Source organism: Reyranella sp., from assembly GCF_965279625.1.
Classification (GTDB): Bacteria; Pseudomonadota; Alphaproteobacteria; order Reyranellales; family Reyranellaceae; genus Reyranella.
In genome coordinates this window covers 4,506,361-4,520,647 of the sequence record NZ_OZ257251.1, presented here as the reverse complement: position 1 = coordinate 4,520,647, position 14,287 = coordinate 4,506,361, and the positions used below count along the sequence as shown (strand labels likewise).

Genomic DNA, 14,287 nt, shown 5'->3' with positions numbered 1-14,287 from the left:
CATCCCTGTAGCACCGGGTTCATCCCGGCCTGTTTTGCACACTATATGTTAGGGCACTTCCCCTGCAGTTCAAGGGCAACCGGGGCCCCGAAAGCGTCGTTTGACGGTGTATGCACATCCGTCTCCTAGCCTTTGCCCTCGCCCTCTGGCCCGGCCTCGCCGCCGCCGAGGGCTGCCTCGACCAGGTGCGCGAGCTGGCGCGCAGCCAGAACATCTCGACCGACCCGCCGACCGCCTCGCCCGACAAGGCGCCGGGCGTGACCTCGCGCGAGCTGGGGCGGTCCGGGGGCGTGATCGAACCGCCGGCGACCTCGGACCGTTCGGTCATCGCCCCGCCCGCCACCACCGGCAGCCGCATGCCGACGATGCCCGACGTGACCGGGAAACCGGGGGCGCCGCCCTCGCAGCAGGCGGCCCGGAACGAAGCGAGGAAAGATTCCGCCGCCGACCGGACGGCGCTACAGGCCGTGCTGGTCGCGGCGCGCGCCGAAGCCGAGCGTGGCCAGGAGGCCAACTGCCTCGACGGGCTGAAAAAGGCCCGGCAGCTCCTCGAGCGCGCGGAAAAGTGAGGCGATCCAGCTCACATCCTCGAGGTCCATCGGACCCAGCAGGAAGAACAGGCTGACGCAGGCGATCAATACGGTCGCGGCGATGGCGGCGCGTCGGGCGATCGGTGCCGGCCGGACCGGCTGGACGCGATGGAGCGTTCCGCCCCCGCGCAGCTCGACCCTCTGCACGATCCTGGGACGCCGCCGGATTTCGGGTTCGCGCGGCAGTCGGACCTGGCGCACCGAGAGCGCGTCGGGCGACGCCTTTTTCAGCCTGTCGTCCGCGTCCTTCTTCGGCGCCGCGTCGAGCGCCGCCAGCGGATCGCGCGCAGCGACCTGTTCCTCGCCCTTCCACGCCTCGGGCAGCACGCGCACCAGGCGCACCAGCGTGACGGCGAGCCACGCCGTCGCGAGCGGCAGACCCACGCGGAAGGCGATATGGGTGTCCGCGGTGTTCCAGGCCCACACGCTCATCGAGACACCGGCCACGGCCATGGCGAGGCCCGCGGCGACGACGGCGACGGCGGTCAGGCGGAAAAGCAGACGCGACGACATGGTGATCACGTAAACCGGTGCCGCTTCACGGCGTCAACAGCGACAGGATCGCCGCATAGTGGATAGAAGCCGCCACAAGGACCGAGGCATGCCACAGCGCCTGCTGGTACGGCAGGCGGCTCGACAGATGGAAGATCGTGCCCAGCGAATAGACCACGCCGCCTGCGAGAAGCAGGATCAGGCTCTCGCGCTCCACCGAGGCCAGCAGCTCGTCGATCGCGAACAGGCCGATCCAGCCCATCAGGAGATAGAGCACGACCGAGATCTGCTCGATGCGCCGCGGCTGCAGGAACTTCGCGGCGATGCCGAAGGACGCCGCCGTCCACATCACCGCGGTGAGGCCGCTCGACCACGGTTCGCGCAGCTTCAGCAGGGTGAGCGGCGTGTAGGTGCCGGCGATCATGACGAAGATCGCGGCATGGTCGAGCCTGCGCAGCCATTCGCGCCGCGGACTGGCGAGGCAGAGATTGTAGGCCGCCGAGCAGCCGAGCATCGCCAGCAGCCCCACGACATAGACGAGGATCGGCCCGACCTGTCCCGGCTGCGACGAGCGCGCGGCCACGATCAGGATGGCGGCCGCACCAACGGCGCCGAGGACGAGGCCGAGCGCATGGATGGCGGCGTCGGCGCGCAGGTAACGATCGAATTTCGGGTCTGCCATGCGGGTCACGATGAGGTCACCCGGCGATTGCCGCAACCCGCTCCGCGACCGCCTCGTTGTCTCAGGCTCAAGAGGAGGAGTGCGCTAATGAAGTCTGTATTCGCCGGCCTCGCCGTGGGCCTCGGTCTTGCCGCAGGCTCGGTCGCGCTCGCCGCCCAACCGTGGGACGGCACCTATGTCTACGAGCAGGCCCTCGGGCCCGGCGCCGGCGGCACGCAGAACTTCGTCACCCACACGCTCACGATCAGCGGCCCCGAAGGTTGCCGTCTCGTGGCGCAAGGCTTCCAGACCGACGAGACCTTGCGCTGCAAGGCGATGCCGGACGGCGACCGCCTGCTCGTCACCTTCGTGAGCTTCGGCACCGGCAAGGTCGAGAACAAGTACGGCGTGAAGCTCTACAGCGTCGGCCAGCCGCTGTTCGCGATCGCCGAGGCGCCGAACGGACTCGTCACGACGTGGCAGGGTTACGCCAAGGCCGCCGGCGACGGCGCTTCGAGCGCCGCGTTCAAGAAGGTGGGACGCTAGGAGGGCAGCGGATACAGTGCCCTCCAACCGAAACCGGAGGAGACACGAGACATGTCCGACATCGCCTACACGCCGATCCTGCCCGAAGGCTGGCCGCGCCCGCGCGGCTTCTCCCATGCCGTGGTCGCCACCGGCACGCGCAGCATACGCGTCGCCGGCCAGATCGGACGTGAGCCGGCGCAGGCCCACATTCCCGCCGACGCCGATGCGGGCACGCAATGGCGCATCGCGCTGTCCAACCTCGTCACCGTGCTGAAGGCCGCGGGCGGCCAGCCTGAGCACCTCGTGGCGTTGCGCGCCTACGTGACCGACATCGCCGAGTTCAATGCCGCCGGTGCGGCGGTCGGCGCCGCCTGGGGCGCCACGCTCGGCCGCCACTTCCCGGCGATGACGCTGGTGCAGGTATCGGCCTTGATCGATCCCAACGCCAAGGTCGAGATCGAGGGCGAAGCGATCCTGCCCTAGGGTCGTCGTTCGCGATCGACGTGACGCAGTGCGAGGCCGCGGTCCCTAAGGGTTCCCGGAGCCGCCGGAGCCGGAGCCACCCATGCTGAACCCGCCGCTCCCCGAGCCGGGGTTGGTGCCCGTTCCACCACCTCCGGTCTGCGAAGAACCGCCGGTCTGGCCGGGAGTGCCGCCGACCGGACGCGAGGCGTTGTTGATGGTGATGGCCTGCGTCGCAACGAGTTGCAGGTAGGCAAGCCACGGCGCCAGCTTCGACGAGGGATCGGCATAGGGTAGCGTCTGGGCATTGAGCGTCTTCAGCGCCGCTTCGATCAGCACCTTGTCGCCCGGGCCGATGACGTTGCCGGTCGTCTGCGTCTGCTCGAACAGCGCGAGATAGGCCTGCAGCGAATTGGGCGGCAGGATCACCGGTTCGAGCGGCGCGGCGCCCCCGGCCGGCACGAAAATCTGGGAGCCGTAGCGCACCGCGCGCTGCGTGCCCACGGCGTTCGACACGGTCATCCGGTCGCCGAACAGGAAGGTTGCGGTGGTCGAGCCGTCGGCGCCCACGGTGACGGTCACGATGCCGCCGCGCACACCGATGTGGGCGCTCGGCGTACGGATGATGACCTCACCCTTCTTGCTGATCGCGCCGCCCACGAAACGCAAGGCCCCCTTGGTTGCGTTGACCGCCAGCTCGCCGACATTGCGGTTGGGATCGAAGACGAACTTGTCGATCACGAGTTCGCTGTTGGCGCCGACCGTCAGGCCCGAACCATCGAGGAAGACGAGGTGGGCGCGATCGGCCGCTCCCGTGACCACGCGCTCGTTGCCGAACACGTCGATGCCGACGCGCAGGGTTCGCGTGGGCAGCGAGGGCGGCGTGCCGCGCGGATCGCCGCTCGCCGCCGAGGTGACGCCCACCTGCTGGGCCGAGGCCGCCGATCCGACTGCCAGAGGCAAAAGGACCGACAGAAAGACCGCGCATGATTTCCGCAAGGACATCGTAACGCTCCCTCAGAATCGCCAGCCGAGGCCCAGGAGGCTGCTGAACGAATTGAAGCTGTAGTTGTTGATTGAGGCGGCACGTTGGAAATACGTGGTCTGGGCCACGAGGGTCAGGCGATCGTCCAGCGGCACCGACAGCAGCACCCCCAGATTGACGTCGGTCTGGGTGCGCACCGTGCCCGGCTGGACGAACGGGTCGGGCTGGTCGTAGGTCGCGAAGGCCAGCGCGGCGTTGCCCGCCAGGGTCCACTTGCGACCGTTGATGCCCGCCGGATCCTCGAAGCGCCATGTCAGCGAGCCGCCAAATCCCGCCTCGCCGTAGCTCTGGAAACCGGTCATCGCGATGTAGCGCGTATAGTTGCCGCCCAGCGACGCCTCCAGGCTGGGCGTCAGGTCGGCGCGGATATTGGCCGCCACCGTCCCGTTGTTGCCCGAGTTCTGGGCGTTGAAGGGCACGGCGGCGTTGTCGACGAAGTCACGCCGCTGCCCCAGCACCACGACACCCGCACGCACCTTGTCGGCGACCGGGACGGAGGCTTCGAGCCCCGCCCCCCAAGCCCAGTAGGTCGGCAGGTTGCCCACGGTGATGTAGCGGCCGCTGACGAAGGGCTTGAGCTGAACGCCGCTCAGGGGACCGTCGATCAGCTCCATGCGCGGGCCGACGCCGAGATCGAGCAGCATCACGTCGGCGCTGGTCACCTGGAACTGCTTGGCCGTGTAGAAGGAGAAATCCGTCTCCAGGGTGCCGCTGTCCTGCCGCCCGAAATCGTAGCGATGGCTGAGCGAGGCCGCGCCGACGAAAGCGAAGTCGCTCTGGCGCTGGAAGGTGGGATTGGGCACGACGGTCGCGCCGAAGGATTGCAGCGTGCCGGTGGGCAGGCTGGCGGGATTGTCGGAATAGCGGATGCCGGCCACGAACTCGCCGGTGAGGCGCGACGGGCCCCAGCGCCGGTCGATGTCGCGGATGAACTCCGACGAGCGTTCGGCGACTTCCTTGCTGGTCTTCTCCGAAGCGCGGGCCTGCTCGAAATAAGTGCGCGCCGCGTCGTAAGACTTGAGCTTGTAGTAGAGGACGCCCAGCTCGAACTTCACCCGCGGCTGGTCGGCATCGAGGACCAGAAAGCGCTCGTAGGCGGTGATCGCGCCTTCGTAATCCTCGGCCGCAGCGGCGGCCTGCGCGTATTTCAGCAGGACTTCAGCATTGTCGGGCTGCCGCAGCGTCTCCTCGAAGGCCGCGCGATAGGAAGCGCGCTTCGCGTCGGTAACTTGCGCAAATGACGGTGTCGAAAGGGCCAGAGTCACCCAAAGGAACGACGCAAGTACCGGACGGCGCATCCGCAACAGCGATACTCCCCTAAGCGTCCCTCTTCCCCGGTCGCATTGTGGACGGCAAAGACGCGGGCTGGAAGCAGGAACCTGCATTCTTTCTGCAGAACGGATCGAACGGCCCTACTTCACGCCGCCGGCCGACAGACCCTGCACGATTTCCTTCTGGATGATGATCGTGAGCACGATGACCGGCAGCATCACGATGAGGGCGGCGGCCGCGAGTGGTCCCCAGGCGAAGCTCTCGAAGGTCAGCATGTTGTAGACAGCGACTGGCATGGTCCGCGTCGTGCGGCCGGCGAAGACCGCGCCGAAGATGAAATTGTTCCACGAGGAGATGAACGCGAGGATCGCGCCGACCACGATGCCGGGGCGGGCGAGCGGCAGCGCGACGTATCGGAAGGCCTGCCACAGCGTGGCCCCGTCGATGCGGGCCGCCTCCTCGAGCTCGTGCGGCTGGGTCTCGAAGAAGCCGATCATGATCCAGACCACGATCGGCAGGGTGATCACCATGTGGGTCAGCGCGATCGGCCAGATCGTACCGATCAGGCCCAGCACCTGGAACAAGGTGAAGAGCGGGATCAGGTAGGACAGGCCCGGCGTCATGCGGCTGAGCAGCAGCACAGCCGCCATCTTGTGCGCGCGCGCCTTGGCGATGCCGTACCCCGCCGGCACGCCCAGCAACAGCGCGACCAGGGTTGCCGAGCCGGTCACCTGTACCGAGTTCCAGAAGTAGAGGAACATCGGGCTTTCCTCGAACACCTTGGCGAAGTTCTCGAGGGTCGGTTCGGTGGGCCAGAAGACCGGCGGCCAGGCGGTGTTGTCGATGTCGTACTTGAGCGACAACGACAGCATCCAGAAGAACACGAAGAGACACGGCGCCAGCAGCACGGCGACCGAAACCGCAAGCGCCGCCTTGTCGACGGCCCTGCGGATCTTTCGTCGGGTGCGGAGAGTAAGAGCCATCGTCAGTTCCACTTGGCCTTCTGGCGCGCCCACAGCAGCACCAGCGAGAGCGCCACGATGATGGCGAAGAAAACCACGACGACGGCGGATGCGGTGCCGACCTGGTTGTAGGCGAAGGCCTGCGCATAGAGGTAGACGTTGAGCACCTCCGACGAAGTGCCCGGCCCGCCGTTGGAAATCACCCAGATCGTCTCGAAGACCTTCAGCGCGTCGATGGTGCGCATGATCAGCGCGACGACCAGGAACGGCAGCACCAGGGGATAGGTGATCTTCCAGAACATCTGCCACTGGCTGGCGCCGTCGATCAGCGCCGCCTCGTAGGGTTCGGTCGGCAGCGAGGCGAGGCCGCCCAGCACGATGATCATGACGAACGGCGTCCACAGCCAGATCTCGACCAGGATCAGGCTCGGGATCACCGTGTTCGGCGAGTAGACCCATTCGGAGGGCGGCAGGCCGACCAGGCTGAGGAAATAGTTCAGCACGCCGAGCTGCGGATGGAACATCATGGTCCAGATCAGCGACACCGCCACCGGGGTCGCCATCATCGGCATGATGAACAGGGTGCGGAAGAAGCCGCGCCCGCGGAACTTCTTGTGGAACACCAGGGCGGAGATCGTGCCCAGCACCATCGGCAGGGCGACCGCCAGGATGGTGAAGTAGATCGTGTGGCCGATCGATTCGAGGAAGCGCCGGTTGGTGGCCAGCGCCACGTAATTGTCGAGGCCGACGAAGACCTGCTTGCTGCCGATGTGCCAGTCGTTGAGGCTCATCCAGATCGTGAAGATCCACGGGAAGATGATCACCGCGGAACTGACGATCAGGGCCGGCCATATGAACAGCAGGTAGGGACGCAGGCGGCGTTCTCCCGCCGCCCGCGTGCCTGCCGCTATCGTTACGTCTGCGCCCGCCATACGCTACGCCCGTCCCGCTCGCGTCTTCCGGTCAGCTCGCCTCGCTCTTGTCGAGGACCGGCTTGAACTCGGCGGTGGCGCGCTTCATCTCGGTCGCCGGGTCGGCGCCGCCCAGCAGGTTGGTCAGCGCGGTGCCGATGACGTCGCGGAACTCGGTCACCGGCACGATCACCGGCAGGCCCGGCATGCTGATCGGTGCACAGCCGGCCGCGCAGTCCGCCCATTCGCGCGGGACCGTGAGCGTCGACAGGACGGCAGGATCCTTCAACGGCGCCGTCCGGAACGGGATGCCGCCACCGACCTGCAGCATGCGGCCGGCCATCTTCGGGCCCGTCATCCACAGCATCGTGTAATAGGCCGCTTCCTTGTGGGCGGCATTCTTCGGAATCGCCATGCCGGTGCCGAACGTCACTGAACCATGCCCCTTGGGCCCGCTCGGCGGCACACCGTAGCCCACCTTGCCGACGACGCGGCTCTTGGTCTTGTCTTCGACCGGTGCAGCGAAGCCCGTGGCGTCGATCCACATCGCAGCCTTGCCCTGCATGAAAAGGCCCTGCGCCTCGTTCCAGTTGAAGCCCGCGATTCCGGCCGGCCCATAGGAAGAGAGCAGCTTCTTGTAGTATTCCGCCGAGGCGATGGCGTCGGGCGTGTCGGTGATGAGGCGCAGGGGCTTGCCCGTCACCGTCTCCTGGCCCCAGCCCGACAGAAGCTGCGTCCACAGCACGACGTTGGCGTTGCGGACGCCACGACCCACGAAGCCCGAGACGCCGGCCGACGGGTCGTTGAGCGCGGCGGCGGCGGCCATCATCTCGTCGAGCGTCTTGGGGAAGGCCACGCCCTTCTTCGCGAACAGCTCCTTGTTGTAATAGACCATGAAGTAGTCGCAGAGGATCGGCAGCGCGTTGACCTTGCCGTCCGAGGTGGTCGCGAAGCTCATGCCGAGCTTGGAAACGTCGCCCAGCTCGTATTCGGCCGGCATCATCTGCGGATCCTTCAGCCAGTCCGTGATCTCGAGCAGCCAGCCGGCCTTCTCGAACTGGCGCTTCTGGACGTGGAAGGCGAAATTGAAGAGGTCGAAGCTGGGCTTGCCCGAGTTCAGCTCGATCGCCACTTTCTGGCGGGCCTGCTGCTCGGGAATGACCTCGATGCCGAGCTTGATGCCCGTCTGGTCGAGAAATTCCTTCTGATACTTCTTCATGAGATCGGCACGCGGGCCGGTCTCCATCAGCACCTCGACCGTCTGGCCCTTGAAGCGCTGCCAGTTGAAGGCGCCGCTCTGCGCATAGGCGGTGACGGTGTTGAGCATCGGGGCGGCAAGGCCACCCAGGGCAACGCCCTGCAATGCACGACGACGCGTGATCGAACGAACCATGCTGTTTCCTCCAGACGCTTTTCAGTCGCGGGCTTTTACCCTGCGTTGAGTGAAGCCTAGAGGAACACGCTCGCGGCGTCATCGGGAGAAAAGCGCCGAGGCCACCTGCTGCGACACATTTCAGGAGTCGTGCGATTGCGGCCGGGCTGCTCTTCGCGGCCGCAGCATCGGCAGGATTCGGTCAGAAGCCGAGCGCGCTGAGCCCCGGGTGATCGTCGGGCCGGCGACCGAGCGGCCAATGGAACTTGCGGTCCGCGTCGGCGATTGGATGCTCGTTGATGCTGGCGATGCGGCGCCGCATCAACCCATCGGCATCGAACTCCCAGTTCTCGTTCCCATAGGCCCGGAACCAGGTGCCGCTGTCGTCGTGGAACTCGTAGGCGAAGCGCACGGCGATACGATTGCCGGCGAAGGTCCAGAGCTCCTTGATGAGGCGATAGTCGAGTTCGCGCGCCCACTTGCGCGCGAGGAAGGCTTCTATGGCTTCGCGGCCTTGAAGGAACTCCGCGCGATTGCGCCACTGACTGTCCGGCGTGCAGGCCAGCGCGACCTTGCCGGGATCGCGGCCGTTCCAGCCATCCTCGGCAAGGCGAACCTTTTCGGTCGCTGCCTGCTCGGTGAAGGGCGGCAAGGGTGGACGGGACATGGCGAGCCTCCTCTCGTGTCAGATGATCTTGCGCGTGCGCAGGTCGGCCAGCTCGGCCGGCCCGTAGCCCAATTCACCCAGCACCGCGTCGTTATGTTCGCCCAGCTCAGGTGCGATCCCGGGTCTGGCCGGCGTCTCGGAGAACTTCCAGGGCGTGCCATGGACCTTCAGTTTCCTGCCGAGCTTGGGATAGTCGACCTCGGTCACGTAGCCGTTGGCAACGACGTCGGGATCGGTCGACGCTTCGAGCAACGTGTTGATCGGTGCCGAGACCATGTCCGCGCCGCGCAGCCGCCCCACCCAGTCGTCCCGCGTGCCGGTCGCGAACAGGCCGTCGAGCGTGGCGAGGAGCTCTGCACGCTTGGCATCGTTGTCGATGATGATGCCGAGATCGGCGAAGCCCGCCTCCACCAGACGGTCGTAGAAGCCCAGCGACGACATCGCGTCCTTCCAGTTCTCGGGGCCGACCAGCTGGAAGACCAGCGGCTTGCCGTCGCGATCATCGAAGCTCGCGCTGATGCCCGGCCGCTCGCGCGTGCCGGTGATGCGGGCCTGCCCGGTGACCGGATTGCGATCGCGCCACATCGCCGTCTGGAGCGTCCAGCCCATCAGCCGGATCTGCCCGCCCAGCAGCGACAGGTCGATCTTCTGGCCGACTCCGGTGGTGCGCGCATGCGTGAGGGCTGCCAGCGCGCCGCCGAACGCCAGGATGGCGCAGGTCTCGTCCGCCACGGACACGACACCGGTCCGCATCTTCTGGCCCGGCATGGAAAAGGCCTCGGCGATGCCGCCCAGTGCCTGCGCCATCGAATCCGTGCCCGGCAGGTCGGCATGCGGTCCGTCGGGCCCGTAGCCCGAAATCGAGACATAGACGAGCTTCGGATTGACCTTGCGCAACTCCTCCCAGCCGAAGCCGTTCTTTTCGGCCGCGCCGGGGCGGAAGTTCTGGCCGAAGATGTCAGCCTTCGCGACGAGCTTGCGCAGGATCTCGCGCCCCTCCTCGCTCTTGAGGTTCAGCGTCACGCTCTTCACGCCACGATTGTTGGTCTCGAAGAAGGTGCTGCCCATGTCCGGCAGCACGGTCATGCGGCGCGACGGGTCGCCGCCCTGGGGCGATTCGATCTTGATCACGTCGGCGCCGAGGTCGGCCATCAGCATCCAGGGGACGGTGCCTGCCTGCGCGGTGGAGCAGGAGACGACCTTGACGCCCTGAAGCGGGCCGTGGGGAACAGACATCGACGGGGGCTCCTCTGTGAGAACCCCACGCTAGAGCAAGTTCAGGCGGGCGTCTCCAGTCGCGCCACGTCGCAGAAGCGGACGAGGCGGCTGGATGTTTCATCCCACAGCGTGAGCCGCGGCGCGGCGAGGCCCGCACGCAGGCTGAGGGGCGAAACGGCGCGCACTGTCTGGGCCGCTTCGTGAGCCTGCGGCAGCCGGTAGTTCGGAATGCGCTGGTTTAAATGATGAACGTGATGAAAGCCGATATTGCCGGTGAACCAGCGCAGGACGAGCGGCAGATCGAACCACGACGAACCGTCCATCGCGGCATCGACATAGCGCCAGGCGCCGCGACCGCTCCACTGCGCCCCGGGAAAGCGATGCTGCAAGGTGAACAGCCAGACGCCGAGGATCGACGCGACGACCATGATCGACAAATGCACCAGCAACACATCGCGCCAGCCCAGCAGCAGAACGAGCGTCGCGAACAAGGCCACGAGGCTCGTATTGGTGAGAAGGACCGATCGGCGCTCCCGCACCCACGCGCGCGGCGTGTCGAACGGCAGGCGGTAGAGCAGCACGAACACCAGAGGCGGCAGCAGGAAGTTGGCGATCAACGGATGACGGACGAGCCGGTGGACAAACCTCTGGCGCGGCGACAACGCGAGATAGGCGCGCACGGTGAGGCACGAGGAATAGATATCACTGCCGCGATCGCCGCGATCGAGATTGTTCCATTCGGCATGATGCTGTGCATGCTGGCGGCGCCAGTTCGCGAAAGGCGTGAAGGTGCACAGGCTGCAGAGCCGGCCGACGATCGTGTTGGCGCGACGCGACCTGAAGAACGAGCCATGCCCGCAATCGTGTTGAACGATGAACACGCGCACCATGAACGCACCGGTCGGTATGGCGACGGCCAGCACGAGCCACGGAGAAATGCCGCACGCGACGTACATGGCCGCGCAACCCGCGATGAAGGGACCGAACGAGGTTACGAGCTGCAGTAGGCTTTGTGCCGCAGAAGGGTGCGCGAATGAGCCGGCCGCCGCGCGCAACTCGGCATCGATGGGATCGAGGATAGAGCGAGGCTCCATGAACACCTCCGTCCTTCGCCAGGATGCAAGGACCAGCTGTATTTGGGCCTTGATAGTGTCGGAACAAGGGACCATATGAAGCTCGTCGATACACGGACATCTGATTTGGTCCGCGCCCGCCGGCATTGTTCAGCGGCCCGCTCCACGACACTTGATCCCGAAAGCCAGTGCAATTTCGACGGGCTCCAGCGCGCTTCCGCATGTTCAAACGCGGGATGAGTGCACGGACTCGCATATCCAAAATAGAAAAGGGGTCTCCCATGACAACGACTACGGGAACCGTGAAGTGGTTCAATATCCAGAAGGGCTTCGGCTTCATTCAGCCGGACAATGGCGGCACCGACGCCTTCGTGCATATCAGCGCGGTAGAGCGCGCCGGTATGAGCATGCTGAGCGAGGGCCAGAAGCTGGAGTTCGAACTGGTCGCCGATCGCAAGAGCGGCAAGATGGCAGCGGAGAATCTCAAGGCCGCATCCTGATCACGGGTCGCCGGTAACGGCGACCGCCCTCCTTCCTGCGCGCCACCACGGATGTACTGGGGCGTGCGGCTGGAGCGGCAACGCGATATGGCCCCGTTCCTGCAAAGGGACGGGGCCTTTCGCATTCTGGGGGTCGCCTCAGTTCGTCTTGAAGACCTTGGCCATCGCCGACATCAGGTCCTTGGGGCCCTTGTCCATCAGCATTGCTTTGGGCAATTCATCGAAGCGCTGACGGCCGCTCACTGTGAGGCAGGGCCCATCCTTGCCGTCCTGGATCAGGCGCAGATTGCGCAAGCGTGTCAGATCCTGGGCGCGCATCGCGCGCACGTCGGACTGGCCAAACGCGACGCGCCGGAGAGTGACCTCTTCGTCAGGAGTCAGGATGACCTGGGGCGTACGCGGGGGTTCGGCTTTTCGTTCAATGGTCATGTCGCAACCTCGTCTTGCGCTTCGAGGCATCGTCCGATGCTTCGGAATAGGGAGGCGCCGACGCAGACGTCGCCGAATACCTTCCCTAAATGGGCGCTCGACGCTCTCGCGGCAAGCGCTCATTCCCGCGCAGGAGGCAGGCGCTCAGGGGGCGGAAAGAACCTCCTGGGTGAGACCCGCGCACGGCACGTCCTTGGCATTTCCAAAAACGGGGGTCGGGATCGGGATCACGCGACCCAGCGAAACCTGCGGCGTGCGCAGCTTGCCTTCGATCATCACCGCACCGTGGAGGTCGAGCAGATCGAAGCTCTTCGGATCCGAATCGATTTCGGCCTTGAGAGCCTGGCTCTTGAGGGAGAGCTGACCCTTCACGTGCAGGACGGACTTCTGGGTATCCAGTAGGGTCCGGTCGAACGTGACGGTACCCTGCTGGAAGTTGAGACGGCTCACGGCGCATTTGATGGGAATGCGGTTGTCGCCGGCGACATAGAGCACCAGCGCATCGAAGATCTGCAAACCCGCCAGACTCACCATCAGGCTGCTCACCGAGCCGCCCCCGAGCGCAAACGCCATGTGCCCGTTGGCCGTGCCCATGACCTGCGCGAGCGAACGGCCGCTGCCGGCAAGCGCCACCCTTCCCTGGATCTTGCCTTGCGTGGCGTCGAAGTAGCGTGACTGGCGGAAGAAGTTCTTGAGTTCGATGTCGGTCGCCCTGAGGCTGGCTTTCACCTTCGGATCGTCCGTGCGCGCATCGATGCCCATCTCGCCCGCGATCGTCCCGCCGCCCAGCACCGACAGCGTGAGCGGTTTGACCGTAGCGTTTCCGTCCTGGATCAGGACGCGGAAGGCCAGCGCCTGGACCGGCAACCAGGGCGGCGCGATGACCCGCTTGGCATCCAGCGCCACATCCATGTTCATCGCGCGCAACTTCTCGACCTGCAGCGGTACGTTAGGGAAGAGATCACCAGACGCTTCGAGCTGAGCCTGTGTCTGGGCCTGCTTGGCGGACACATTGGTCTTACGCGCGGGCGTCGCGCCTACGAGGGGCGCCAGGTCCTCGAAGACGAGCTTCTGAGACACGAGCTTGGCCGTCAGAAACGCAGGCTTTCGCCGCTCGTCGATCGTGACTTCGCCCGTCAGATCGCTTTCTCCCACTCGCCATTTGGATTGAACGAACTTCCAGAGGCCGGTCTCCCGTTCGAGTTTGCCCGTGATGGTGTAAGGCGGCGTCGGCGGTCCCGGAATGCCGAGAAGCGGATAGATGTCGGAGAGGTTGGGACCGGAGAGCGTGAGGTCGACATTGGCACCCGTCCACTTGAAGGGATCCTGCACAGTCCCCTTCATCTTGAGCTTGGTCCCTCCGAAGGACACATCGAGGTCGAGCGGATAGGGCTGATCCGTATCGCGCAGCGTCAGCACCGAGCCGCCGACAAAACGCATCTCCAACGGCTGGCCCTCGAGCTTGCCTTTCAGCGAGAGCTCGGCCGCGTCCTCCGCCTTGCCGGTCGCTGTCGAGACCGTGCCATCGAGTTCCAGCTTCCGCTTGGGGTCGCGGTAGCCCAGCTTGCCTTCGCTGATCTCCAGCCTGCCGATCACCGGCGCGTCGAAGCGGCTGTCGGGTTCGAGCGCTTTGGCCGCCCCCGTGACGACCGGCGTCTCGTCCATGCTCCAGTTCAGCTGCTCTTTGTCGCCCGTCTCGACCTGAACCTCAGGCTTACGCAGCACGAGACGGGGCATGACGAGATTGCCGCCGAGCAGCGGCCACAGCCGGATGTCGAAGTCGACCTGGTCAACCTTGAGCATGTAGGGCGCCTTGCCCCATTTCGCGTTGGCGACCTCGATGCCTTCGAGTTTCACGTTCGAGGTCCATCCCCACTCGACGGCGATCTTGGCGATTTGTGTCTTGCGTCCGGTAAGATCGCTGGCCCACCCCTCGAGCTGGCCGCGCAGATAATCCGACGTCGCGACGAAATAGATCGTGCCGGCGGCCACCAGGACGAGACCGATGAATATGCCGGCCGTCCAGCCCAGGATCTTGGCGGCACGTTTCATCTCTTTGAAACGGAACCACTTCGCTGCGGTTGCATCGGGGAAGCCCGGGATGT

Annotated in this window: 16 protein-coding genes; 4 read left to right on the top strand and 12 right to left on the bottom strand. The window is 65.7% G+C overall.

All coding sequences use genetic code 11. The features are described 5' to 3' along the window. Positions 1–110: 110 nt before the first annotated feature. Positions 111–569 carry a hypothetical protein gene (locus ACQY78_RS21995; protein WP_428678711.1) on the top strand — a complete coding sequence of 153 codons (459 nt, stop codon included), beginning with the start codon at positions 111–113 and terminating at the stop codon, positions 567–569. Here ACQY78_RS21995 and ACQY78_RS21990 read toward each other — a convergent pair. Together ACQY78_RS21990 and trhA are read right to left on the bottom strand one after the other, a co-directional pair. Further along, the gene (locus ACQY78_RS21990; protein ID WP_428678708.1) at positions 459–1,103 is read right to left on the bottom strand and encodes a hypothetical protein; all 645 of its coding nucleotides are present in this window, start codon (positions 1,101–1,103) and stop codon (positions 459–461) included. The genes ACQY78_RS21995 and ACQY78_RS21990 overlap by 111 nt on opposite strands. A gap of 25 nt (positions 1,104–1,128) precedes the next feature. Next, positions 1,129–1,764 (bottom strand): PAQR family membrane homeostasis protein TrhA, encoded by a 636-nt coding sequence (trhA, locus tag ACQY78_RS21985; RefSeq protein WP_428678705.1) that lies wholly within the window; start codon positions 1,762–1,764, stop codon positions 1,129–1,131. A gap of 87 nt (positions 1,765–1,851) precedes the next feature. Between trhA and ACQY78_RS21980 the strand changes: the two genes are divergently transcribed. Together ACQY78_RS21980 and ACQY78_RS21975 are read left to right on the top strand one after the other, a co-directional pair. Further along, on the top strand, positions 1,852–2,289 hold the full coding sequence (locus tag ACQY78_RS21980) for a DUF5991 domain-containing protein (RefSeq protein WP_428678702.1): 438 nt from the start codon (positions 1,852–1,854) through the stop codon (positions 2,287–2,289). Between the two features lie 51 nt (positions 2,290–2,340). Then, a complete protein-coding gene (locus ACQY78_RS21975; RefSeq protein WP_428678699.1) occupies positions 2,341–2,754 on the top strand; it encodes a RidA family protein in 414 nt (137 codons plus the stop codon). Positions 2,755–2,799: 45 nt separating this feature from the next. Here the strand turns inward: ACQY78_RS21975 and ACQY78_RS21970 are convergent, their stop codons facing one another. From ACQY78_RS21970 to ACQY78_RS21935, 8 genes are all read right to left on the bottom strand, one after another. After that, the gene (locus ACQY78_RS21970; protein WP_428678697.1) at positions 2,800–3,738 is read right to left on the bottom strand and encodes a FecR family protein; all 939 of its coding nucleotides are present in this window, start codon (positions 3,736–3,738) and stop codon (positions 2,800–2,802) included. Positions 3,739–3,750: 12 nt separating this feature from the next. Continuing rightward, entirely contained in the window at positions 3,751–5,076 is a 1,326-nt protein-coding gene (locus tag ACQY78_RS21965; RefSeq protein ID WP_428678695.1) for a tetratricopeptide repeat protein, read from the bottom strand. 114 nt (positions 5,077–5,190) lie between these two features. Then, a complete protein-coding gene (locus tag ACQY78_RS21960) occupies positions 5,191–6,033 on the bottom strand; it encodes a carbohydrate ABC transporter permease (RefSeq protein ID WP_428678692.1) in 843 nt (280 codons plus the stop codon). A gap of 2 nt (positions 6,034–6,035) precedes the next feature. Then, positions 6,036–6,944: a carbohydrate ABC transporter permease gene (locus ACQY78_RS21955; RefSeq protein ID WP_428678690.1), complete on the bottom strand. Its 909-nt coding sequence runs from the start codon at positions 6,942–6,944 to the stop codon at positions 6,036–6,038. A 31-nt stretch (positions 6,945–6,975) separates the two neighbouring features. Beyond that, positions 6,976–8,316: an ABC transporter substrate-binding protein gene (locus tag ACQY78_RS21950; protein ID WP_428678687.1), complete on the bottom strand. Its 1,341-nt coding sequence runs from the start codon at positions 8,314–8,316 to the stop codon at positions 6,976–6,978. Positions 8,317–8,497: 181 nt separating this feature from the next. Then, positions 8,498–8,962, bottom strand: a complete 465-nt coding sequence (locus ACQY78_RS21945) for a DUF1348 family protein (protein WP_428678685.1) — start codon at positions 8,960–8,962, stop codon at positions 8,498–8,500. Between the two features lie 18 nt (positions 8,963–8,980). Further along, a complete protein-coding gene (locus ACQY78_RS21940) occupies positions 8,981–10,198 on the bottom strand; it encodes a CaiB/BaiF CoA transferase family protein (protein WP_428678683.1) in 1,218 nt (405 codons plus the stop codon). A 41-nt stretch (positions 10,199–10,239) separates the two neighbouring features. Next, positions 10,240–11,235 carry a fatty acid desaturase family protein gene (locus ACQY78_RS21935; RefSeq protein ID WP_428678681.1) on the bottom strand — a complete coding sequence of 332 codons (996 nt, stop codon included), beginning with the start codon at positions 11,233–11,235 and terminating at the stop codon, positions 10,240–10,242. Positions 11,236–11,534: 299 nt separating this feature from the next. Here ACQY78_RS21935 and ACQY78_RS21930 point away from each other — a divergent pair, with 299 nt between their 5' ends. Beyond that, a complete protein-coding gene (locus ACQY78_RS21930) occupies positions 11,535–11,753 on the top strand; it encodes a cold-shock protein (protein WP_230553079.1) in 219 nt (72 codons plus the stop codon). 138 nt (positions 11,754–11,891) lie between these two features. Here ACQY78_RS21930 and ACQY78_RS21925 read toward each other — a convergent pair whose 3' ends face one another. Beyond that, positions 11,892–12,182: a hypothetical protein gene (locus tag ACQY78_RS21925; RefSeq protein ID WP_428678678.1), complete on the bottom strand. Its 291-nt coding sequence runs from the start codon at positions 12,180–12,182 to the stop codon at positions 11,892–11,894. Positions 12,183–12,326: 144 nt separating this feature from the next. Further along, the gene (locus ACQY78_RS21920; RefSeq protein WP_428678676.1) at positions 12,327–14,234 is read right to left on the bottom strand and encodes an AsmA family protein; all 1,908 of its coding nucleotides are present in this window, start codon (positions 14,232–14,234) and stop codon (positions 12,327–12,329) included. Between the last annotated feature and the right edge of the window lie 53 nt (positions 14,235–14,287).